General features: G+C 73.3%; 18 protein-coding genes. 14 read left to right on the plus strand and 4 right to left on the minus strand.

Translation table 11 applies throughout. The features are described from left to right. Positions 1-4: 4 nt before the first annotated feature. From NH2_RS23965 to NH2_RS23990, 6 genes are all read left to right on the plus strand, one after another. A complete protein-coding gene (locus tag NH2_RS23965; RefSeq protein WP_067658671.1) occupies positions 5-589 on the plus strand; it encodes a dihydrofolate reductase family protein in 585 nt (194 codons plus the stop codon). Next, entirely contained in the window at positions 586-1,608 is a 1,023-nt protein-coding gene (locus NH2_RS23970) for a PHP domain-containing protein (protein WP_067658673.1), read from the plus strand. Before NH2_RS23965 ends, NH2_RS23970 begins: the two co-directional genes overlap by 4 nt. 105 nt (positions 1,609-1,713) lie before the next feature. Continuing rightward, the gene (locus NH2_RS23975; protein ID WP_067658676.1) at positions 1,714-3,240 is read left to right on the plus strand and encodes a PstS family phosphate ABC transporter substrate-binding protein; all 1,527 of its coding nucleotides are present in this window, start codon (positions 1,714-1,716) and stop codon (positions 3,238-3,240) included. Positions 3,241-3,886: 646 nt separating this feature from the next. Beyond that, entirely contained in the window at positions 3,887-4,972 is a 1,086-nt protein-coding gene (locus tag NH2_RS23980) for a glycosyltransferase family 4 protein (protein ID WP_157103950.1), read from the plus strand. Further along, a complete protein-coding gene (locus NH2_RS23985) occupies positions 4,969-7,092 on the plus strand; it encodes an amylo-alpha-1,6-glucosidase (RefSeq protein ID WP_067658679.1) in 2,124 nt (707 codons plus the stop codon). Before NH2_RS23980 ends, NH2_RS23985 begins: the two co-directional genes overlap by 4 nt. 37 nt (positions 7,093-7,129) lie before the next feature. Beyond that, entirely contained in the window at positions 7,130-7,309 is a 180-nt protein-coding gene (locus NH2_RS23990; RefSeq protein WP_067658687.1) for a hypothetical protein, read from the plus strand. Here the strand turns inward: NH2_RS23990 and NH2_RS23995 are convergent. From NH2_RS23995 to kdpA, 3 genes are read right to left on the minus strand one after another with little or no spacing between them, the layout of a single operon-like run. Continuing rightward, positions 7,294-8,160, minus strand: coding sequence for a potassium-transporting ATPase subunit C (locus NH2_RS23995; RefSeq protein ID WP_067658690.1), 867 nt, complete (start codon positions 8,158-8,160; stop codon positions 7,294-7,296). The genes NH2_RS23990 and NH2_RS23995 overlap by 16 nt on opposite strands. 1 nt (position 8,161) lies before the next feature. Beyond that, positions 8,162-10,294, minus strand: a complete 2,133-nt coding sequence (gene kdpB, locus NH2_RS24000; RefSeq protein ID WP_067658693.1) for a potassium-transporting ATPase subunit KdpB — start codon at positions 10,292-10,294, stop codon at positions 8,162-8,164. Beyond that, positions 10,291-11,964 (minus strand): potassium-transporting ATPase subunit KdpA, encoded by a 1,674-nt coding sequence (gene kdpA / locus NH2_RS24005; RefSeq protein ID WP_067658695.1) that lies wholly within the window; start codon positions 11,962-11,964, stop codon positions 10,291-10,293. The genes kdpB and kdpA overlap by 4 nt, the downstream gene beginning before the upstream one ends. Before the next feature lie 531 nt (positions 11,965-12,495). On the opposite strand from kdpA, the gene NH2_RS24015 reads away from it, so the two are divergent. The 8 genes from NH2_RS24015 to NH2_RS24050 all read left to right on the plus strand — a co-directional run bounded on the left by NH2_RS24015 (position 12,496) and on the right by NH2_RS24050 (position 19,649). Then, the gene (locus tag NH2_RS24015) at positions 12,496-14,991 is read left to right on the plus strand and encodes a sensor histidine kinase (RefSeq protein WP_067658958.1); all 2,496 of its coding nucleotides are present in this window, start codon (positions 12,496-12,498) and stop codon (positions 14,989-14,991) included. 43 nt (positions 14,992-15,034) lie between these two features. Next, a complete protein-coding gene (locus NH2_RS24020; protein ID WP_067658700.1) occupies positions 15,035-15,733 on the plus strand; it encodes a response regulator in 699 nt (232 codons plus the stop codon). A gap of 68 nt (positions 15,734-15,801) precedes the next feature. Further along, positions 15,802-16,227 (plus strand): OsmC family protein, encoded by a 426-nt coding sequence (locus NH2_RS24025; RefSeq protein WP_067658961.1) that lies wholly within the window; start codon positions 15,802-15,804, stop codon positions 16,225-16,227. Beyond that, positions 16,228-16,503 (plus strand): acylphosphatase, encoded by a 276-nt coding sequence (locus NH2_RS24030; RefSeq protein WP_067658703.1) that lies wholly within the window; start codon positions 16,228-16,230, stop codon positions 16,501-16,503. Between the two features lie 469 nt (positions 16,504-16,972). Beyond that, entirely contained in the window at positions 16,973-17,470 is a 498-nt protein-coding gene (locus NH2_RS24035; protein ID WP_067658706.1) for a hypothetical protein, read from the plus strand. A 2-nt stretch (positions 17,471-17,472) separates the two neighbouring features. Next, positions 17,473-18,642, plus strand: a complete 1,170-nt coding sequence (locus NH2_RS24040; protein WP_067658709.1) for a glutathionylspermidine synthase family protein — start codon at positions 17,473-17,475, stop codon at positions 18,640-18,642. Positions 18,643-18,668: 26 nt separating this feature from the next. After that, positions 18,669-19,121, plus strand: a complete 453-nt coding sequence (locus NH2_RS24045) for a DUF350 domain-containing protein (RefSeq protein WP_067658711.1) — start codon at positions 18,669-18,671, stop codon at positions 19,119-19,121. A gap of 93 nt (positions 19,122-19,214) precedes the next feature. Continuing rightward, entirely contained in the window at positions 19,215-19,649 is a 435-nt protein-coding gene (locus NH2_RS24050; RefSeq protein WP_067658714.1) for a DUF1707 SHOCT-like domain-containing protein, read from the plus strand. Here the strand turns inward: NH2_RS24050 and NH2_RS24055 are convergent, their stop codons facing one another. Beyond that, on the minus strand, positions 19,650-21,056 hold the full coding sequence (locus tag NH2_RS24055; RefSeq protein WP_067658717.1) for a hypothetical protein: 1,407 nt from the start codon (positions 21,054-21,056) through the stop codon (positions 19,650-19,652). Positions 21,057-21,220: the final 164 nt, after the last annotated feature.

Consider the following 21,220-nt stretch of genomic DNA (forward strand, 5'->3'; position numbering starts at 1 on the left):
ACGCATGCGCAAGCTCACCTACTACGTGGCCTCGACCATCGACGGCTTCATCGCCACCGAGGACGGCTCGGTCGACTTCTTCCCGGTCGGCGGCGACCACGGCCCCTACATCAACGCGCACTACCCGGAGACGCTGCCGACCAAGGTGCGCGAGGCGCTCGGCGTGGACAAGCCGAACGGCACCTTCGACACGGTGGTGATGGGCAGGCGCACGCACGATTTCGGCGTGCGCACCGGCACCGCCAGCCCGTACTCGCACCTGCGGCAGTACGTCGTCTCGTCCACGCTGCCGGAGAAACCGGACCCGGACGTCGAGCTCATCGCCGGTGACCCGGTCGCCGCCGTGCGGGCGCTCAAGCGCGAGGAGGGGCTCGGCATCTGGCTCTGCGGCGGCGGCGAGCTGGCGCAGGCGCTGCTACCCGAGATCGACCAGGTGTTCCTCAAGCTGTACCCGATCGTGCTCGGCGCGGGCCGCCCGCTCTTCGGTACCGGGGCGCGGCTGCCCGAGCCTGCCTGCTTCCGGGTGGTCACCAGCCGGGTCTTCGCCGACGGGGTCGCCTTCCTCAAGTACGCCGCGCTGCGCCCGTGAGCGCGCCGGGCCCGGTCGAGGCGCTGCGCGAGATCGGCTTCTGGCTGGAGCGCTCGCGCGCCGAGACGCACCGGGTCAAGGCGTACCGGCGCGCCGCCGACGTGGTGGACGCGCTGCCCGAGCCCGAGCGCGCCGCGCACGCGGCCGCGAACTCGTGGCGCGAGCTGGCCGGGATCGGCCCCAAGACCGCGGCGGTCATCGCCGAGGCGCTGGCGGGCGCGGTGCCGAGCCACCTCGCCGAGCTGCGGCAGGCGGCCCAGCCGATCGGCCCGGCCGGGTCGGCGCTGCGGCAGCACTTGCGCGGCGACCTGCACACGCACTCGGAGTGGTCCGACGGCGGCAGCCCGATCGCCGAGATGATGGCGGTGGCCTCGGCGCTCGGCCACGAGTACTGCGCGCTCACCGACCACTCGCCGCGGCTCACCGTGGCGAACGGCCTCTCCGCCGAGCGGCTGCGCCGCCAGCTGGACGTGGTCGCCGAGCTGAACGCGGAGATCGCGCCCTTCCGGGTACTCACCGGGATCGAGGTGGACATCCTGGCAGGCGGTGAGCTGGACCAGGAGCCCGAGCTGCTCGCCGAGCTCGACGTGGTGGTGGCCAGCGTGCACTCCCGGCTCAGGGACGACAGCGCCGCCATGACCGAGCGCATGGTCTACGCCGTCGCCAACCCGCACGTGGACGTGCTCGGGCACTGCACGGGGCGGCTGGTCGAGGGCGGCCGCGGCACCCGGCCGGAATCGCAGTTCGACGCCGAGGTGGTCTTCGAGGCGTGCCGCGCCTACGGCACCGCGGTGGAGATCAACAGCCGCCCCGAGCGCCGTGACCCGCCCGCCCGGCTGCTCCGGCTCGCCGTCGAGATGGAGTGCCTGTTCTCGATCGACACCGACGCGCACGCCCCCGGCCAGCTGGACTGGCTCGGCTACGGCTGCGAGCGCGCGGTGGCGAACGGGGTGCCGCCGGAGCGCGTGATCAACACCTGGCCGCTGGCCGAGCTGCTGGCCTGGACCACCGGGCGCTGAACCCACGGGGAACACTCGGCGAACTGTCCCGCCCCGGCTGTCGATCCGCCGTATCGCCGTCGAAAATGTGCTCACGGCAACCGAATACGGGGGAGGCGCGCGGGCGTGGACGGGTTTCCGATCGAGATCGTCCTCGCGCTGATCGGCGTCGCGGTGCCGATCACGGCCTTCCTCTGGGAGTTCGTCGTGGTCGGCAGGCGCAGGCTCGGCTACCGGGTGCAGATGGACACCCCGGTCACCGGGGAGATCGAGTCGGTCTTCCCCGGCGTGCTCACCCGGCTGCGCCCCGAATCACCGGACGGCCGCACCGATCTCAAGGATCTCTCGGTGGTGCTGGTCCGGATCGAGAACTCCGGCGCCACCACCATCGACACCAGCGACTACCAGACGCTGGACAGCGGAAGGGCCGGGCTGCACCTGCACTTCCCGCGGCGCCGGGTGATCGGCATGGCGGTCACCGAGCTGAGCCACCCCGGCCTCGCCGAGTGCCTGGACGCCCGCTCCGGCATCGCGCACCGCTGGGACGCGAGCGCGAGCCGCGGCGTCATCGACCTCCCCAAGGTCCCGCTGAACCGCGGCGACCACTACAAGGTGCTCGCCATCCTGCAGCGGCAGGGCCGCTCCGCCGAGGATGTCGAGCCGGAGCTGCGCGGCGGGGTCAAGGGCGGGCGGCTGCTGGAGACCCGCAGCCGGACCCGGGCATCGCGCGCGATGTTCTCGCTGGTCGGCTTCCTGGTGCTGGTGATCGCGGCGCAGCTGGTGGTCGGGGTGGTGCGGGCCGACCGGCCGCCGCGCGGCTGCGTCGGCGGCGGGCTCACCGTGGTGGGGTCGTCGGCGCTGCGGCCGGTGATCGAGGACGCCGCCCGGCGGTACCGCGCCGAATGCCACGACCTGCGGTTCGATTTCGCCTTCGAGGGTACCGAGCGCGGGCTGGACCGGCTGACCAGGGCCGCCTCCACCGACGGCACGCTGATCGCCATCGGCGACAACCCGATCGGCGCCAACTACCCGAAGCTGGACCGGCGTTCGCTCGCGGTGGCGGTCTTCACCGTGGTCACCCACCCCGACCTCGATATCCCCTCGCTCACCACCGAGCAGCTGCGCGATATCTACGCCGGCCGGGTGACCGACTGGAGCGAGGTCGGCGGTCCGCGGCTGCCGGTGGTGCTGGTGGAGCGGACACCGGGCTCGGGGACGCGCGCGGTCTTCGAGCAGCGGGTGCTCGGCGGGTCGCAGCCGGCCGTTCCGCACACCAGCTGCCTCGCCATCCAGGGCCGCGAGCTGACCGGCCCCACCCGCTGCACCGCCGAGGTCACCGGCGACCTGCTGCAGACGGTGCGGAACACCAGGGGCGCCATCGGGTACAGCGAGTTCGGCGAGGCGACGCGGGCCGGGCTGCGCACCCCCGCGCTGAACGGCGTCGCCCCCGACCGGCAGGCCGCGCTGGCCGGGCGCTACGAGCTGTGGGGCATCGAGTTCGCCTACAGCTACGGCGCCGCGCCGCCCGGCTCCCCGGCCGCCGCCTTCCTGCGCTACCTCACCGAGGAGGGCGGCAGCGACGTGCTGCGCGCGCACGGCAACGAACCCTGCCGCGACCTGCCCAACCCCGCGCGCTGCGGCGACAGCGGCTGAGTGTCGGTGCCACCCGCGAAGATGGAGCGGTGCACGGCCTCTCGCTGCGCAACCGCCACATCACGATCGGGCCGGCCGAGGTCGGGATCGGCCCGCGGCGAGGCCGAAGGGCGGCGTACGGCGGCCGGGGTCCCGGTGTACCCGGTGGACGGCTTCGTGCACGGGCGGTGGTCGCCGGCGGGCAGCACACTGCGGATCGAGCCCGGGTATCCGATCGGTAGCTAGAAGGCTGCTGAGATTCGGGAAGAAGCCGAGGGAACGCTGAATTTCGGGTATCCCGACGGGGAAGGCGCGATTTCCATCGTGCGCTGAGTATTCGCCGACGCGCCGCTCTGCTCTCGGTTTCGAGGTTTGGAGCGCCGAAAGTGGGCTATGTTGTCGGCGGCCCCCCTGGGAACTTCAGCTGGCGTTCCGCACCCTCCCAGGCCGACCTGCCCCATGGACGGCGGTGCTCGCTCGGTCTTCACCTCCGCCGCGGCGGCCGTCTTTCTGCGCCCGGTACACCGGTGTGCCGGGTGGATGTGCTTCACGGTTGTTCCCTGGAAGGAGGGTCATGAGCGCAGGGCTGTCAGCGCCGATCCCGGCGCAGTTCGATACCGCGGATCTGCTGTCGCTCGGTCGTCGTCCCGATCGGTTCCGGATCGCCATGGTGGTGCCGCCGTACTTCGACGTGCCGCCCAAGGCGTACGGCGGCGTCGAGGCGGTCGTCGCCGACCTGGTGGATTCGCTGGTCGGCCGGGGCCACGAGGTGACCCTGCTCGGTGCGGGGGAGCCGGGGACCAAGGCGAACTTCCTGCCGCTGTGGGACCGCGCGGTCCCGGAGCGGCTCGGCGAGCCGTTCCCCGAGGTGGTGCACGCACTGCGGGTGCGGCGCGCGATCGAGAAGCTGGCCGACACCGCCGGGGTCGACCTGGTGCACGACCACACCTTCGCGGGCCCGCTCAACGCCCCCGCCTACGAGGGGCTCGGACTGCCCACCGTGGTCACTGTGCACGGCCCGGTGCAGGACGACTGCTACCGCTACTACCGCGAGATGGGCGACGAGGTCGCGCTGGTCGCGATCAGCGACCGGCAGCGCGCGCTCGCCCCCGACCTGAACTGGGCAGGCCGCGTGCACAACGCGCTGCACGTGGACGAGTGGCCGTTCCGCGCCGAGAAGAAGGAGTACGCGCTCTTCCTCGGTCGCTACACCGAGGACAAGGCGCCGCATCTCGCGGTTCAAGCGGCCCACGAAGCGGGTATCCCCCTGGTACTCGCGGGCAAGTGCAGCGAACCGGCGGAGCAGAACTACTTCGAGGAGAAGGTCCGCCCGCTGCTCGGTGAGCAGGACCACGTCTTCGGCATGGCCGACGCCACCGCCAAGCGCACGCTGCTCTCCGAGGCGAGCTGCCTGTTGTTCCCGGTGCGGTGGGAGGAGCCGTTCGGCATGGTGATGATCGAGGCGATGGTCTGCGGTACCCCGGTGGTGGCGCTGCGCGGCGGCGCGGTGCCCGAGGTCGTGGTGGACGGGGTGACCGGGCGGATCTGCGACGACCCCGCCGAGCTGCCCGCCGCCATCGCGGAGGTGCGCGGCTACGACCCGGCGGCCTGCCGGGCGCACGTGACGGCCAATTTCGGCGCCGACACGCTCGGCCGCGGCTACGAGGAGGTCTACCGGAACCTGCTGCGCGAGCGCGCCGTTCGCTTCGCCGGCTCCACCGCCATGACCTTCGCGGCGAGCGGCCGGGCATGACGGCCGACGCGCCCGCCCCGCTCAACGCAGGCGAACCCACCGGGCTCGGTGGCTGCGGGGCCTCGGTGACCCTGGTGGAGGGCGGCACCTTCTGCCTGTCCAACCGGCTCGGCGATATCGCGCCCGGGTTGCCGCACGGCCTGTTCTACCGGGACGCGCGCGTCATCTCCCGCTGGGAGCTGCTGGTGGACGGCAAGCCCGCGGACTCGCTCTCCGTGCTGAGCCCGGAGGCGTTCGCGGCCAGGTTCGTGCTGCGCCGTCCACCGCAGGCCGGGATCGCCGACAGCACCCTGCTCGTGGTCAGGGAGCGGCTGGTGGCCGAGGGCCTGCACGAGACCATCACGCTGGAGAACATGGGCCGCGAGCCGACAGCGGTCACGCTGGAGTTGCACGTCGACGCGGATTTCGTCGACCTCTTCGCGGTCAAGGAGGGCCGGGCCGGGCACACCAGGGCCGAGGTCACCGCCGCCGACGGCGAGCTGCTGCTGCACGACCGCTCGGAGCGGATGCGCGGGCTCTCGGTCTCGTCGACGGTGGAGCCGGTGGTGCTGCCGGGCACGCTGGTGTGGCGGGTGGTGGTCCCGGTCGGCGAGCTCTGGCAGACCGAGATCATCGCCCAGCCCACCGTCGGCAACCAGCGCATCCAGTCGCTGAGCCCGGGCGAGCAGCTCGGCATCAGCGCGCCCGGCCGCAAGATCGAGGCGTGGCGGGACAGCGCCACCGACGTGCGCGCCGACGACCCGGTGCTGGCCCAGGTGCTGCGCCGCACCGAGAGCGATCTCGGCGCGCTGCAGATCCACGACGAGCACGGCGACGGCCGCCCCTTCGTGGCGGCGGGCGCGCCCTGGTTCATGACGCTCTTCGGCCGGGACAGCCTGCTCACCGCGTGGATGGCGCTGCCGCTGGAGGTCGATCTCGCGGTCGGCACCCTGGAGCAGCTCGCGGAGCTGCAGGGCCGGCGGGTGGATCCGCTCACCGAGGAGGAGCCGGGGCGGATCATGCACGAGATGCGCCGCGGCCCGGCCAGCGGACAGGTGCTCGGCGGCAACATCTACTACGGCACCGCCGACGCCACCCCGCTCTTCGTCATGCTGCTCAACGAGGCGCACCGCTGGGGCGCCGACCGGGACGCGGTGGAGGCGCTGCTGCCCGCCGCCGACGCCGCGTTGCGCTGGCTGCGCGATTACGGCGACCGGGACGGCGACGGCTTCGTCGAGTACCGCCGGGCCACCGACCGCGGCCTGATCAACCAGGGCTGGAAGGACAGCTTCGACGGCATCAACGACGCCTCCGGGCACCTGCCGGAGGCGCCGCTCGCGCTCTGCGAGGTGCAGGGCTACACCTACGCCGCGGTACTGGCCCGCGCCGAGCTCGCCGCCGCCTTCGACGAGGTGCGGGTGGCGGCCAAGCTGCGGGACAAGGCGGCCGAGCTGAAGCAGAACTTCGCCGCGAAGTTCTGGCTGCCCGAGCGCGGCTGGTACGCCGTCGCGCTGGACCGCGACAAGCGCAGGGTCGATGCGCTGACCAGCAATGTCGCGCACTGCCTGTGGTCGGGGATCGCCACCGACTCGCACGCCGAGCAGATCGTGCGGCGGCTCTCGGGGCCGGAGATGGACAGCGGCTTCGGGTTGCGCACGCTCGGCTCCCACATGGGCGCCTACAACCCCATGAGCTACCACAACGGCTCGATCTGGCCGCACGACACCGCGCTCGCGGTGGCCGGGCTGCTGCGCTACCAGCACGTGCCCGGCGCGGTCGAGCTGGCGACCCGGCTGGCGGGCGGGCTGCTGGACGCGGCGGCCGCCTTCGGCGGGCGGCTGCCCGAGCTGTTCTGCGGCTTCCCGCGCACCCGCTTCGCCGCGCCGGTGCCGTACCCGACCTCCTGCTCGCCGCAGGCCTGGGCCAGCGCGGCCCCGATGCTGCTGGTGCGCTCCTTCCTCGGACTGGAGCCGAACGTGCCGGAGCGCACGCTCGGCGTGCGGCCGCGGCTGCCCGGCGGCTGGGGCACGGTGACGCTCTCCGCGCTGCGGCTCGGCGCCGTCACCGTCGACGTGCAGGCCAAGGGCGACGAGGTCACCGAGGTCCGGCTGCCGGACGAGTGGAAGCTGATCGCGGAATGACCGACCCCCGATAACCGATCCCCCGAGAGGCGCGACCATGCAGACCTCGCTGGACACCAGGGATCTGTGGAGCTCGCAGCACAGCGACTGTGCCGCGGCTCCCACCGTCCCGCTCGACCTGGACCGGGCCCGCTTCATCTGCAGCATGCACGCCGGTCACGGCCCGGAGTGCCGCCAGTACCTGGCGGCCGCCGCGTTCTGCTACGGCGCCGGATAGCGCCGGTCCAGCTCGAGATTCAGCTCCAGCACCCGCACCGCGGGCTCGCCGAGGAAACCGAGCGCGCGGCCGTCGGTGTGCGCCTCGACCAGGGCGCGCACCCGATCCTCTGGCACTCCGCGGGCAGCGGCCACCCGGCGTAGTTGCAGCGCGGCGTACTCCGGGGAGATGTGCGGGTCGAGGCCGCTGCCGCTCGCGGTGACCGCGTCGGCGGGCACCGCCGGGCTACCGCTCGCAGAGCCGCGCACCGGGACCAGCCGGGCCGCCGACCAATCCTCCTGCTCCGCCGCGCACTCCACGGTGACGCCGCGGTAGCCGGCGAGGAAGGGGCGGGCCGGGCAGGGCTGGTTCACGCTCACCACCCGCGCCGGGGTGGTGACCGTGCCGTCGGCGGCGCGCGGGCCGAAGACGGCGAGCACCGCCCCGACGCCGTCGGCGGTGCAGAACGGGCGGGAGCCGTCGACCCCCTCGCGGTCGCCGACCTCCCTGCTGCGCGTGCACACCTGGGTGAGCAGGCTCGGCGCGTCGGCGGTGTCGACGATGTCCTCCGGGCCGCGGTTGCTCGCGCCGCTGGCGAGCGTGTCGTAGCCGTCGCCCGCCGCGGAGGGGCGGCTCTGGAAGTAGCCGGGCAGCGCGGAACCGTCGGCGGCGGTGAAGGACTGGCCGAGCAGCCGGGAGCCGGCCGCGGCGCCGTCGACCGTGATCACCGACCCCGCCGCGCGCTCGCTCAGCCCGGGCAGCTGCCCGACGGCGGTCACCGCGAGCGGGTAGGCGATCCCGGTGACGACGGTGAGCGCGGCGAGCGCGCGCACCGCGGCCAGGTGCTGCCGGATCCAGGTGGTCGTACGCATGTCAGGACATCCCGGGGAGAAGGTGGACGAACAGGTCGATGAGCTTGATGCCGAGGAACGGCACCACGATGCCGCCGAGGCCGTAGATCGCGAGGTTGCGCCCGAGCAGCCCGGCGGCGTCGCTCGGCCGGTACCGCACCCCGCGCAGCGCCAGCGGGATGAGCGCGACGATCACCACCGCGTTGAAGATCACCGCCGAGAGGATCGCCGACTGCGGGCTGGCCAGCCGCATGACGTTCAGCGCGGCCAGGCCGGGGAAGAGCGGAACGAAGAGCGCCGGGATGATCGCGAAGTACTTGGCGATGTCGTTGGCGATGGAGAAGGTGGTGAGCGCGCCGCGGGTGATGAGCAGCTGCTTGCCGATCGCCACGATCTCGATCAGCTTGGTCGGATCGGAGTCGAGGTCGACCATGTTGCCCGCCTCCTTGGCCGCCGAGGTGCCGGTGTTCATGGCGACCCCGACATCGGCCTGGGCCAGCGCCGGGGCGTCGTTGGTGCCGTCGCCGGTCATGGCGACGAGCCGGCCGCCCTCCTGCTCCCTCCGGATGAGCGCGAGCTTGTCCTCCGGGGTGGCCTCGGCGAGGAAGTCGTCCACCCCGGCCTGGTTCGCGATGGCGGCGGCGGTGGCCGGGTTGTCGCCGGTGATCATGACGGTGCGGATGCCCATCCGGCGCATCTGGTCGAACCGCTCGCGCATGCCGTCCTTCACGACGTCGACCAGCGCCAGCACGCCGAGCAGGCGGGCGGTGCCCGCGCGCACCTCGCCGACGACCAGCGGGGTGCCGCCCGCGCCGGAGATCCGCTCCACCTGTGCGCCGATCTCGTCCGGCACCGAACCGCCCTCGGCGCGAACCCACGCCACGACCGCGGCCGCCGCGCCCTTGCGCAGCCGGTGGCCGTCGGCGAGGTCGACGCCGGACATCCTGGTCTGCGCGGTGAACGGCACCCAGGTGGCGCCGGTGAGCTCGCCGGCGCCGCGCGCGCGGCGGCCGTGCGCCTCCTTCGCGTGCACCACGATCGAGCGGCCCTCCGGGGTCTCGTCGGCGAGGCTGGCGAGCTGCGCGGCGTCGGCCAGCTCGTCCGGCGAGATACCGGGCGCGGGCAGGAACTCCGAGGCCTGCCGGTTGCCGAGCGTGATGGTGCCGGTCTTGTCCAGCAGCAGCGTGTTCACATCGCCCGCCGCCTCCACCGCGCGGCCGGACATGGCCAGCACATTGCGCTGCACCAGCCGGTCCATCCCGGCGATGCCGATGGCCGAGAGCAGCGCGCCGATGGTGGTCGGGATGAGGCAGACCAGCAGCGCTACCAGCACGATGCCGGAGATGCCTTCGGCGGTGAGCGCGAGGGTGTCGGCCACCCCGGTGTCGTTGCCGCGCGAATAGATCGCCAGGGGCTGCAGGGTGACGACCGCGCAGAGGAAGACCACGGTGAGCGCGGCGAGCAGGATGTTCAGCGCGATCTCGTTCGGCGTCCGCTGCCGCTTCGCCCCCTCCACCAGGGCGATCATGGTGTCGATGAAGCCGGCGCCCGGCTCCTGGGTGATCTCGACGACGATCCGGTCCGAGAGCACCGTGGTACCGCCGGTGACGGCCGAGCGGTCGCCGCCGGATTCCCGGATCACCGGCGCGGATTCGCCGGTGATCGCCGACTCGTCGACCGCGGCGATGCCGTCGACCACGTCGCCGTCGGCGGGCACCACCTCGCCCGCTTCGACCACCACCCGATCGCCGCGGCGCAGCTCGGGGGCGGGCACCCGCTCCTCGGCGCCGCCCGCGGCGAGCCTGCGGGCGACGGTGTCGGTGCGGGCCCTGCGCAGCGAATCCGCCTGCGCGCGGCCGCGGCCCTCGGCGACCGCTTCGGCCAGATTGGCGAAGAGCACGGTGAGCCAGAGCCAGGCGACCACCGCCGCGGCGAAGAAGTTCGGGTCGGCCACCGCGAGCACGGTGGACCAGGCCGCGCCGATCTCCACGATGAGCATGACCGGGTTGTGCCAGAGCGTGCGCGGATCCAGTTTGCGCAGCGCCTGCGGCAGGCAGGTGAGCAGCATGGCCGGGTCGAGCAGCCCGGCGCGCACGGCGCCTGGGCGGCGGGGTGCGGGCGCGGCCGGGGCGGGGGAGGAGAGCGTGGAGGTCATGAACCGATTCCTTCGGCGAGCGGGCCGAGCGCGAGGGCGGGCAGGAAGGTGAGCGCGACCAGGACAACGGTCACGCCTGTGACCATGCCGACGAACTGCGGACGGTGGGTGGGCAGCGTCCCGGCCGACTCCGGGGTCCGGCCCTGCGCGGCGAGCGACCCGGCCAGCGCCAGGACCAGCACGATCGGCAGGAACCGGCCACAGAGCATGGCGAGTCCGAGCGCGGTGTTGAACCACTCGGTATTGCCGGAGAGTCCGCCGAATGCCGAGCCGTTGTTCGCGGCCGCCGAGGTGAAGGCGTAGAGCACCTCGGAGAGGCCGTGCGGCCCGGACGCGAGCATGCTCGCCCGCTGCCCCGGCATGGCGACGGCGAGCGCGGTGCCGCTCAGGATCACCAGCGGGGTCACCAGGATGTAGGCGGCGGCCAGCTTGATCTCCCGCGGGGTGATCTTCTTGCCCAGGTACTCCGGGGTGCGGCCGACCATCAGCCCGGCCACGAAGACGGTGAGCACCGCGAGCACCAGGATTCCGTACAGCCCGGAGCCGACGCCGCCCGGCGCGACCTCGCCGAGCTGCATGTGGACCATGGTCATCATGCCGCCGAGGCCGGTGTACGAATCGTGCAACGAGTTCACCGCGCCGGTCGAGGTGAGCGTGGTGCTCGCCGCGAAGACCGCGGAATCCACGACGCCGAAGCGCTGCTCCACGCCCTCGGTGGCGGCGCCGATCGCGGTCGGCACGGTGCCGTCGGCGCGCAGCTGGAAGAGCACGGTGAGCGCGATGCCGGTGAGCGCGAGCACGGCCTGCACCGCCAGGATGGCGTACCCCTGCTTCGGGCTGCCGACCATCCGGCCGAAGGTGCGCGGCAGCGAGCACGCGATGACGAGCAGCAGGAAGATCTCCACCCAGTTGGTCCAGGCGGACGGGTTCTCGAACGGGTGCGCGGAGTTGGCGTTGTAGAAGCCGCCGCCGTTGGTGCCGAGCTCCTTGATCGCCTCCTGGCTCGCCACCGGCCCGCCCGGAATCGGTTGCGCCGCACCGGCCACGGTCTGTGCCACCTGGTCGTGCAGCTGGAGGTTCTGCACCACACCGCCGATCAGCAGCACCACCGCGGCCACGAAGGCCAGCGGCAGCAGGATGCGCACGGTACCGCGCACCAGGTCCACCCAGAAGTTGCCGAGCTCACCGGTGCGGGTGCGGGCGAAGCCGCGCACCAGCGCCACCGCCACCGCCATCCCGACCGCCGCGGAGACGAAGTTCTGCACCGCGATTCCGGCCATCTGCACCAGGTGCCCCTGGGTGCTCTCACCCGCGTAGTTCTGCCAGTTGGTGTTGGTCACGAAGCTGACCGCGGTGTTCCAGGCCAGCGCGGGGGTCAGGTCGGTGCCGGGATCGGCGAGGTGCAGCGGCAGGGCCCGCTGCGCCAGCTGGAGGGCGAAGAGCGCGAGCACGCCGACCGCCGAGAAGGCGAGCACGCTGCGGGCGTACACCGGCCAGCTCTGCTCGACCTCGGGGCGTACCCCGATCACCCGGTAGATCAGCCGCTCCGCGCGGGCATGCTTCGTGCCGGTGTAGACGCGGTACATGTGGTCGCCGAGCGGCACGTGCACCAGCGCGAGCGCCGCCACCAGCGAGCCGACCACCAGCACCGCCCGGAGCGTGTCGTTCACCTAGAACCTCTCGGGGAAGAGCAGGGCGGCCAGCGCCAGCAGCGCGACCGGCACCGCGAGTGCCAGGCCTGCGATATTCGCGATCACAGCCGCTCCACCCCGCGCTGGACCAGGCCCAACAGGGCGAACACGGCCACGGTGAGCACCGTGAACACGACGACGGACATCGGGTCGAACCTCCTCGAGCTGCTCCGCCGTGGAGCACGCCCGATCGAGTGAACGACAGCCGCGGCGCGTTTCCGCCGCTCCTTACGGCTTCTTGGCGGGGCGGCCGCGCGCCTTGACGGTTTGTTGACACCGGGCTTCCCGCAGGGCGTGAACACCCCTGCGTCGCACCGTGATACGGAAGCGTCAGGAAACGCGGCGCCGGCGTCAACGAACCGTAAAGATGCCCGCCCCTGGCGCCGGGCGCGAGCAGAGTGAACGGGAACTCGGAGGAACGATGAAGGTGGTGGTGACCGCGGTGGCCGGTTTCCTGTGCGGCATGGCCGCGACCTACGCGGCGGCGTGGCGGCGGCACCACCGCGGGCGGTGAACCGCGGCGAACTGCGGATCTACCTCGGCGCGGCGCCCGGCGTCGGCAAGACCTACGCCATGCTCGCCGAGGCGCACCGCCGCCGCGAGCGCGGCCGCGACGTCGTCGCCGCGGTCGTCGAGACGCACGGCCGGGCGCAGACGGCCGCGCTGCTCGACGGGATCGAGCGCGTGCCGCCGCGACGGGTGCCCTACCGCGGCACCGTGCTGGACGAGCTCGACGTGGACGCGGTGCTGCGCCGCGCGCCCGGCGTCGCGCTGGTGGACGAGCTCGCGCACACCAACGCGCCGGGCAGCCGCAACGCCAAGCGCTGGCAGGACGTGAACGAGCTGCTCGACGCCGGGATCGACGTGATCTCCACCGTCAATGTCCAGCACCTGGAGAGCCTGAACGACGTGGTCGAGCAGATCACCGGAATCGAGCAGAGGGAGACGGTGCCGGATGCGGTGGTGCGGGGGGCGGGGCAGGTGGAGCTGGTCGACATCACCCCGGAGGCGCTGCGCCGCAGGCTCGCGCACGGCAATGTCTACGCCGCCGACCGGGCCGATGCCGCGCTGCGCAACTACTTCCGCCCCGGCAACCTCACCGCGCTGCGCGAGCTCGCGCTGCTCTGGCTGGCCGACCAGGTCGACGCCGCGCTCGCGAAGTACCGCGCCGAGCACCGGATCACCGCCACCTGGGAGGCGCGCGAGCGGGTGGTGGTCGCGGTGACCGGCGGCCCGGAATCGGAGACGGTCGTGCGCCGCGCGGCCCGGATCGCGGGCAAGGCCAGCGCCGGACTGCTGGTGCTGCACGTGGTGCGCGGCGACGGGTTGGCCGGGGTCTCGGCCGGGCGGCTGGCCCGGCTGCGCGAGCTGGCCGGTGCGCTCGACGCCTCGCTGCACACCGTCACCGGCGAGGATGTGCCGTCCGCGCTGCTCGGCTTCGCCCGCGAGGTCAACGCCACCCAGGTGGTGCTCGGCACCTCGCGCCGCTCGCGCTGGGCGCGGCTGTTCGACGAGGGGATCGGCGCCGCGGTGGTCCAGCGGTCGGGCAAGATCGACATCCACATGGTGACCCACTCCGAGACCCACCGCCCGCTGCGGCGCGCGGCGCTGCGGCCGCGGCGCCCGGTCGCCGCCTGGCCCGCGGCGGTGCTGGTGCCGCTGCTGGTCTGCGCGGTCTGCGCCTGGCTGCTGGACGGTGTACTCGACCTGCCCGGGCTCTCCTCGGTCTTCGTGGTCGGGGTGGTGGCCGTCTCGCTCTTCGGCGGGGTGCTGCCTGCCACGGTCTCGGCGCTGCTCTCCGGGCTGCTGCTGAACTGGTTCTTCGCCGCGCCGCGGTACAGCTTCACCGTCGCCGAGCCGGACAACTTCGTCGCGGTGGTGGTGCTGCTCGTGGTCGCGGTCGCGGTGGCCGCGCTGGTCGATATCGCCGCGGCGCGCGCCGAGCAGGCGCGGCGGGCGTCGCGCCAGGCCGAGCTGCTCACCCAGTTCGCGGGCGCGGTGCTGCACGGCGCCGACCTGCCCCGGCTGCTGGAGCAGCTCAGGGAGACCTACGCGCAGCGCTGGGCAGGCGTCCTCGACGGCGACACCGTCGTCGCCGCGGTGGGATCGGAGCCGCCCGCGCGGCCCGGCGAGGCCGACACCGTGGTCGAATCCGGCGACGGGCAGCTGGTGCTCGCGCTGGCCGGGCGGCCACTGGCCGCCGCCGACCGGCCGGTGCTCGCCGCCGTCGCCAACCAGGCGGCCGGGCTGGTGCGGCAGGCCAGGCTCACCGAGGAGGCCGGTGCCGCCGCGGCGCTGCGCGAGGCCGACCGGCTGCGCCGCGCGCTGCTCTCCGCCGTCGGGCACGACCTGCGCACCCCGCTGGCCGGGGCCAAGGCCGCCGTCTCCAGCCTGCGCAGCGAGGACGTCGAGTTCGGCCCGGAGGACACCGAGGAACTGCTGGAGACCGTCGAGGAGTCGGTGGACCAGCTCACCGCGCTGGTGGACAATCTGCTCGACTCCTCGCGGCTCGCCGCGGGCGTGGTCGCGCCCCGGGTGCTCACCGTCTACCTGGACGAGGCGGTGCACCGCGCGCTGGTCGGCATCGGTATGGGCACCCGCGGGCTGCGCCGGGCCTCGATGGCGCGGGTCGAGGTCGAGGTCGGCGAGATCGCGGTCGCCGCCGACCCGGGGCTGCTGGAGCGAGTGCTGGCCAACCTGCTGGACAACGCGCTGCGGCACGCCCCGCCCGCGGCGCCGGTGCGGGTGAGCGCGCAGCGCGACGGCGGCCGGGTGACCGTCGCGGTCGCCGACACCGGGCCCGGTATCCCGCGCGGCGCCGAGGAGCAGGTGTTCGAGCCGTTCCAGCGGCTCGGCGACCGCGACAACACCACCGGCGTCGGGCTCGGCCTCTCCGTGGTGCGCGGCTTCGCCGAGGCCATGGGCGGTACCGTGCACGCCGAGACAACGCCGGGCGGCGGGCTGACCATGCTCGTCGACCTGCCCGCAGCCGAGGAGTGCGCGTGACCGATCCGAAGCGGGCGGCGGTGGCCGGGGCCGGGGCACGCCGATGACCGGCCCGGCCCCCGCGGCCACGACGGTGCTCGTCGTCGACGACGAGCCGCAGATCGTGCGCGCGCTCCGGATCAACCTCTCGGTGCGCGGCTACGACGTGGTCACCGCGGGCACCGGCGCCGCCTCGCTGCGCGCCGCCGCCGAGCGCCACCCGGACGTGGTGATCCTCGACCTCGGGCTGCCGGACATGGACGGCACCGAGGTGATCGCCGGGCTGCGCGGCTGGACCGCGGCCCCGGTGATCGTGCTCTCCGCCCGCACCGACTCCGCGGACAAGGTCGAGGCGCTGGACGCGGGCGCCGACGACTACGTCACCAAGCCGTTCGGCATGGACGAGCTGCTGGCCCGGCTGCGCGCCGCGGTGCGCAGGGCGGGCGCCGACACCGGCGGTGAGCCGGTGGTGGTGACCGACTCGTTCACCGTCGACCTGGCCGCCAAGCGGGTCACCAGGCACGGCGAGCCGGTGCACCTCACCCCGACCGAGTGGGGGATGCTCGAGATGCTGGTGCGGCACCGGGGCAAGCTGGTCGGCCGCAAGGAGCTGCTGCGCGAGGTGTGGGGCCCCTCGTACGCCACCGAAACCCACTACCTGCGGGTCTATCTCGCGCAGCTGCGGCGCAAGCTGGAGGACGACCCGGCGCACCCGAGGCACCTGATCACCGAGGCGGGCATGGGGTACCGGTTCCAGGAGTGAACGGAATGCCGCCGCCCGGCCCGGTGTTGCCCGGCACGACCGTCCCCGAGAATGGCAGGATCGTGACCATGTCCGAGCAGAACACCGCGGCGCTCTGGGTCGAGCGCACCGGCACCCGCGCCTACACCGGCCGCAACGAGAGGGGCGCGGAGGTGCGCGTCGCCTCGGCGGGCACCCCGGCCGCCTTCACCCCGGGCGAGCTGCTCAAGATCGCGGTCGCGGCGTGCTCCGGGCTGAGCGCCGACTTCTCGCTCTCCCGCAAGCTCGGCGAGCACTTCGACGCCACCATCCGGGTCTCCGGCGACCCGGACCGGGAGAACGAGGTCTACCCGGAGATCGACGAAGTCTTCGAACTCGACCTCAGCGAGCTCTCCGAGGGCGAGCGCGAGCGGCTGCTGGTGAGCGTGCAGCGCGCCGTCGACAGGGTGTGCACCGTCGGCCGGACCCTGAAGTCCGGGAGCAAGGTGACGCTCTCCTTCGACGTGGAGCTGTAGGTGGCGGCCGAGCGGCTCTCCGCCTGGGTGCACGGGCAGGTGCAGGGCGTCGGGTTCCGCTGGTGGACCCGGTCGCGCGCGCTGGAACTCGGACTCACCGGGCACGCCACCAATACCGCCGACGGGCGGGTGCACGTGGTCGCCGAGGGGCCGCGGCCCGCCGCCGAGCACTTGCTCGCCCTGCTCCGCTCGCCCGATACACCTGGCCGGGTGAGTCTTGTTGTGGAAAGCTGGGAGCCCGCGCGGGGCGATCTGTCCGGATTCGAGGAGCGGTAGCGGCGTGAGCACAGACGAACACCGTCCGGGGGCGGGATCGGACGGCGGCGGCAGGCCGCAGTGGGAAGAGGGGACCGCCGCGTCCACCGGACCGGTCTACGAGGAGGGGTCGGCGGCGAATATGCCCGGTTCCGGGGCGCGGTCGTCCCCGGAGGGTCCGGGCACTCGTCCGGGTCCGGACGCGGAGCAGCCCGGCACACCGTCGCCTTCGAGCGGGGATCAGCCGGGTACTCAGCCGTTCCCGGCCGCCGGGCAGCCGGGTACTCAGCCGTATCCCGCTGCGGGGCAGCCGGGTGCGCAGCCGTTTCCGGCCGCCGGTCCGCCCCCGACGCAGCCGTTCGGGCAGTCGCCCGGCGGTTTCCAGCCGCCGCCCGGTTCACTTCCGGGCGCGCACGGCACCCCGCCACCCGGGAACACCCCACCCGGAAGCGGGAAGCGCGCGGGGCGCATCCGGCAGCAGCAGGCGGGGGTGACGCGCCCGCGCCAGCCGACGGTTGCCGAGGCCCGCGCCAGAGACAAGGTGCGCAAGCAGGCCCGCGACGCCGAGCGCGCCGCCGCCGAGGCCGCGGCGGCCAAGAAGCGCACCCGCAACCGGGTGCTCATCGGCGGCGCCGCCGTGGTCGGCATCGCCGGGCTGGTCGGCGGTGGCTACCTCGCCTACCTGGCGCTCACCGCGCCGGACACGGTCACCGCGTCCTGCGTGCGCACCGACCAGAACGGCAACGAGATCGTCGTCGAGGACAGCTACTGCGGCACAGGCCGCCCCGGCTTCGTCGGCGACACCGCCGGCGTCGTGGTGCTGGCCGGCTGGCCCCAGTACCGCTACTACTACGGCGGCTCCACCGCCATCGGCAGCAAGCCGACCGGCGGGACCACGGTGAAGCCGAAGAACACCGAGATCAAGACCAAGACCGGCACCACGGTGCAGCGCGGCGGGCTCGGCAGCAGGATCGGCGGAGGTTCCTAGCGGTGCGACGGGTCCGCGTGGAACCACGGCAGGGCTGGCAGCAGATCGTCGAGGGGCAGGGGCTGGTCTACGGCACCCCCGGCCGCGACGCGCAGGGGCAGCCGCGGCCGTACTGGGACGAATCGGTCTACTACGAGTTCGACATGGCCGAGATCCTCGCCCTGGAGGCGGATGTCGAACTGCTGCACAGCATGTGCCTGAAGGCCGTCGAGCACGTCGTGCTGACCGAGCGCTACCGCGACTTCGGCCTGCCGGAGTGGAGCTGGCAGCCGATCGCCGAATCCTGGCGCCGCGCCGACCCGCACGTCTACGGCCGCTTCGACCTGCGCTACGACGCCCGCCGCCCGGCCAAGCTGCTGGAGTACAACGCCGACACCCCCACCTCGCTGCTGGAGGCGGCGATCCTGCAGTGGCACTGGCTCACCGCGCGGTACCCGGACCACGACCAGTGGAACTCGCTGCACGAGAAGCTGGTCGAGCGCTGGGGCGAGCTGCGCGGCCTGCTCCCCAGCGACCAGCTGCACTTCAGCTGGTCCGGCGCCGAGCCGACCGGCGAGGACGGCGTCACCACCGCCTACATCCAGGAGACCGCCGCCGAGGCCGGCTTCGACACCATCGGGCTGCCGATCGAAGAGGTCGGCGTCGACATCGAGCTGGAGCGCTTCGTCGACCTGGCCGAGGACCCGATCCAGGCCATCTTCAAGCTCTACCCGTGGGAGTGGGTGCTCGACGACGATTTCGGCAAGCGGGTCGTCGCGAGCCTGCCGCAGACCATGTGGATCGAGCCACTGTGGAAGGCGCTGCTCAGCAACAAGGCCATCCTCGCGGTGCTCTGGGAGATGTACCCCGGCCATCCGAACCTGCTACCCGCCTACCTCGACCAGCCGAACGAGCTCACCGAGTACATCCGCAAGCCCAAGCTCGGCCGCGAGGGCGCGAACATGACCATCGTCGGCGCCGGGATGGAGACCGCGACCGGTGGCATGTACGGCGCGGAGGGCTTCGTCTACCAGCTGCTCGACCCGCTGCCGCAGTTCGACGACATGCGGCCGGTGCTCGGCGCCTGGATCGTCGGCGACAGCTCGGCCGGGCTCGGCATCCGCGAAACGGCCGGGCTGATCACCGACGACGGCTCCGCCTTCGTCCCGCACCGCATCCCCACCGACGATTGATCGTCAACACTTCCGGAAGGACCACGATGACCGCCGCTGTCGCCCTCGAATCGGGCTACTGGAGTTCGCTCGGCGAAGGGGTGGGCGCGATCCTGCTCTACGCCCTCGTCGGCCTGGTGCTCATGCTCGTCGGCTTCTACGCCATCGACCTCACCACGCCGGGGCAGCTGCGTCAGCTGGTGCTCGAGGGCAAGCCGAACGCCATCGTCGTAACGGCGGCGGGCATGGTGAGCATGGCGTTCATCGTGGTGCTCGCCATCTTCGCGTCCTCGGGCAAGCTGCTGGAGGGGCTCATCGCCTCGCTCGTCTTCGGCCTGGTCGGGATCATCGCGCAGGTGGTCTCGGTGCGGGTGATCGAGAAGGCGCTCGGCATCGATATCGGGGAGGCGCTGCACGCCGAGGGGTACACCCCGGCGGTGCTCGTGGTGGCGGCCGCGCACTTCGCGCTCGGGCTCGTGGTGGCGTTCGCGATTCTCTGAACGCCCTTGACATTCCACTGTGGAAGCACCATGCTGGTCATATTCCACAGTGGAGGGTGATGCCGTGTCCCCTCCCGCCGAGAGGACTCGAGCATGGACATCGCAACCGGTACCCGCGCCTCCGATGCCGAGCGCGACGGGGTGGTGAGCCTGCTCGGCAGGCACCTCGCCGACGGGCGGCTGGATCTGGCGGAGTACGACGAGCGGGTCGCCCGGGTCTACGCCACCCGGGCGCGGGACGATCTCGCGCTGCTCCTCTCCGACCTGCCCACGATCTCGGATTCCGCTGTGCAGGCGGCAAAGCCGCGCGGGGTGCGCACGCTGCCGCTCTGGCAGCAGATCGAGTTCGCGAGCTGGGCCGGGGTGAGCCTGCTCGTGCTGGTGATCTGGGCGGCGATCTCGCTCGGCGCCGGGGAGTTCACCTACTTCTGGCCGGTCTGGGTGATCGGGCCGTGGGGCGCGGTGCTCGCGTTCCGCGTGGTGACCGGGTTCGAGGGGCGGGGGTGCGGGGCGCGCGCGGTCGGCTGATCAGTCGTCGCGGCGTCTGCGCGGGGTGGACAGGCGGGGCGGGGGCGGTTCGCGGTAGGTGCGGTCGGTCGGGCCGTCGGCGGTTTCCCACCAGCTCCCGGCGTCCTGGCGCTGCTGCCTGCCTGCCCCCCGGCGCCGGATCGGGCCGCTGTACCGCTGGTCTTCCCCGTGCTGCTCGACCGGTGGTTCGGCGCGATCCGCCGATCGCCGTGCGGCCGGGTCGGGTTGGGCGCCGCGAGCACGGCGCGCGACCGTGCGGTCGGTCGCGGCCTCGGCGTCCCGCTCGGAACCCGTGCCGCGTCGAGCCCGCGGCGCTGCGTCGCGTTCCGCCGCAGCTCCGGGCCCGGTTTCCGGGGGCTCGCCGCCGCGCGGAGCTCGCCCGGCGGATTCGTTCGCGCCGCGCACCGCCGTGGATCCGGAGCCTTGCCCGCGTCCGGCCCGCGCGGCCGACTCACCTCGCCGCCGTCCGCTCCCGCGATCCGCCGGAGCCCCGCGCCGGGCACGCGCCTCCGGTTCGGTCCCGGAATCCGCGGTGGGTCGCGCACTGCGCTCGGGCCGTCCGCCCGGCCCGGCCGGGTCGCGCGGACGGGCCGATCGCTGGTTCGGCTCCGCCAGCGTGCTCGCGGAGTCCGCCCCTCGGCGTGCGCTCCGCGGCGAGGACCCGCCGCCCGGGCGCGCGCCACCGCCGGCGGAGCCGCGCTCGGCCGCACCTCGCGGGTCCGCTGCCCGCCCGCCCCCCGCGTCCCCCGCCGCGGGCGACGCCCGGGCTCCGCGCCGCTTCGCACCCCGCCCCGGACCTGCCAGCGGCGTCCCGACGATCGGCAACGTCCGCGTGGTCTGCGCCGGATCCACCCCCCATTCGTGCCGCTCACCACGCACCCCGTGCCCGTGCAACCACGCCCCCGGATCCGCCCGCGCGACCGGATCGAGCACCTCCGCCGCCTCGACGAGCAGGTCGAGCAGCTCCAGTTCGGCCAGCTCACCGGGGTCGTCACCGGGGAAGCAGCCGCTGGCGAGGACACCGCGCACCGCGTCGATCGACTCCGCCGGAAACGTCCACACCCACCCGGACGGCGCATCCTCGGGATCGTCCGAATCCTCCGGCTCCTCGTCGTGCCCGACGAACACCAGCGCCCCGTCCCCGGCGACCCGCGCGACCACCCGCCACCGCCCGTCGTCCATGGTCACCGTGCGCCGCGCGGCCCGGACGGCCCGGATCTCGAACCAGGCGGCGGCCAGCCCGCCCACTGCGGCCAGCCCGGCGAGCACCAGGTACTCCGGCACGTCCCCGAGCGTCGCGCTGCGGCTCACCTCGCACCCCCACAGGAACACCAGGCAGGCGACGATCAGCGCGCCGATCCGCAGCAACCGGAACGCGGTGCCGTGACGGGACGACAGCGCAGGCACGGGTCGATGCTCCTGACGGGCGAAAGGCGGGGATCAGGTGGATCGTATGCGCGATCCCGGCCCCGCGGCAGCCTCGTCGGCACCGCTGTGACGTCGGCTAATGCCGGGCACACCGGCGTTGTGCCGAAACAGGGGGCCCGGTACCCAGCGCTGCTCGCGAACGG

It is taken from the genome of Nocardia harenae NBRC 108248 (assembly GCF_001612885.1).
Lineage (GTDB): Bacteria > Actinomycetota > Actinomycetes > Mycobacteriales > Mycobacteriaceae > Nocardia > Nocardia harenae.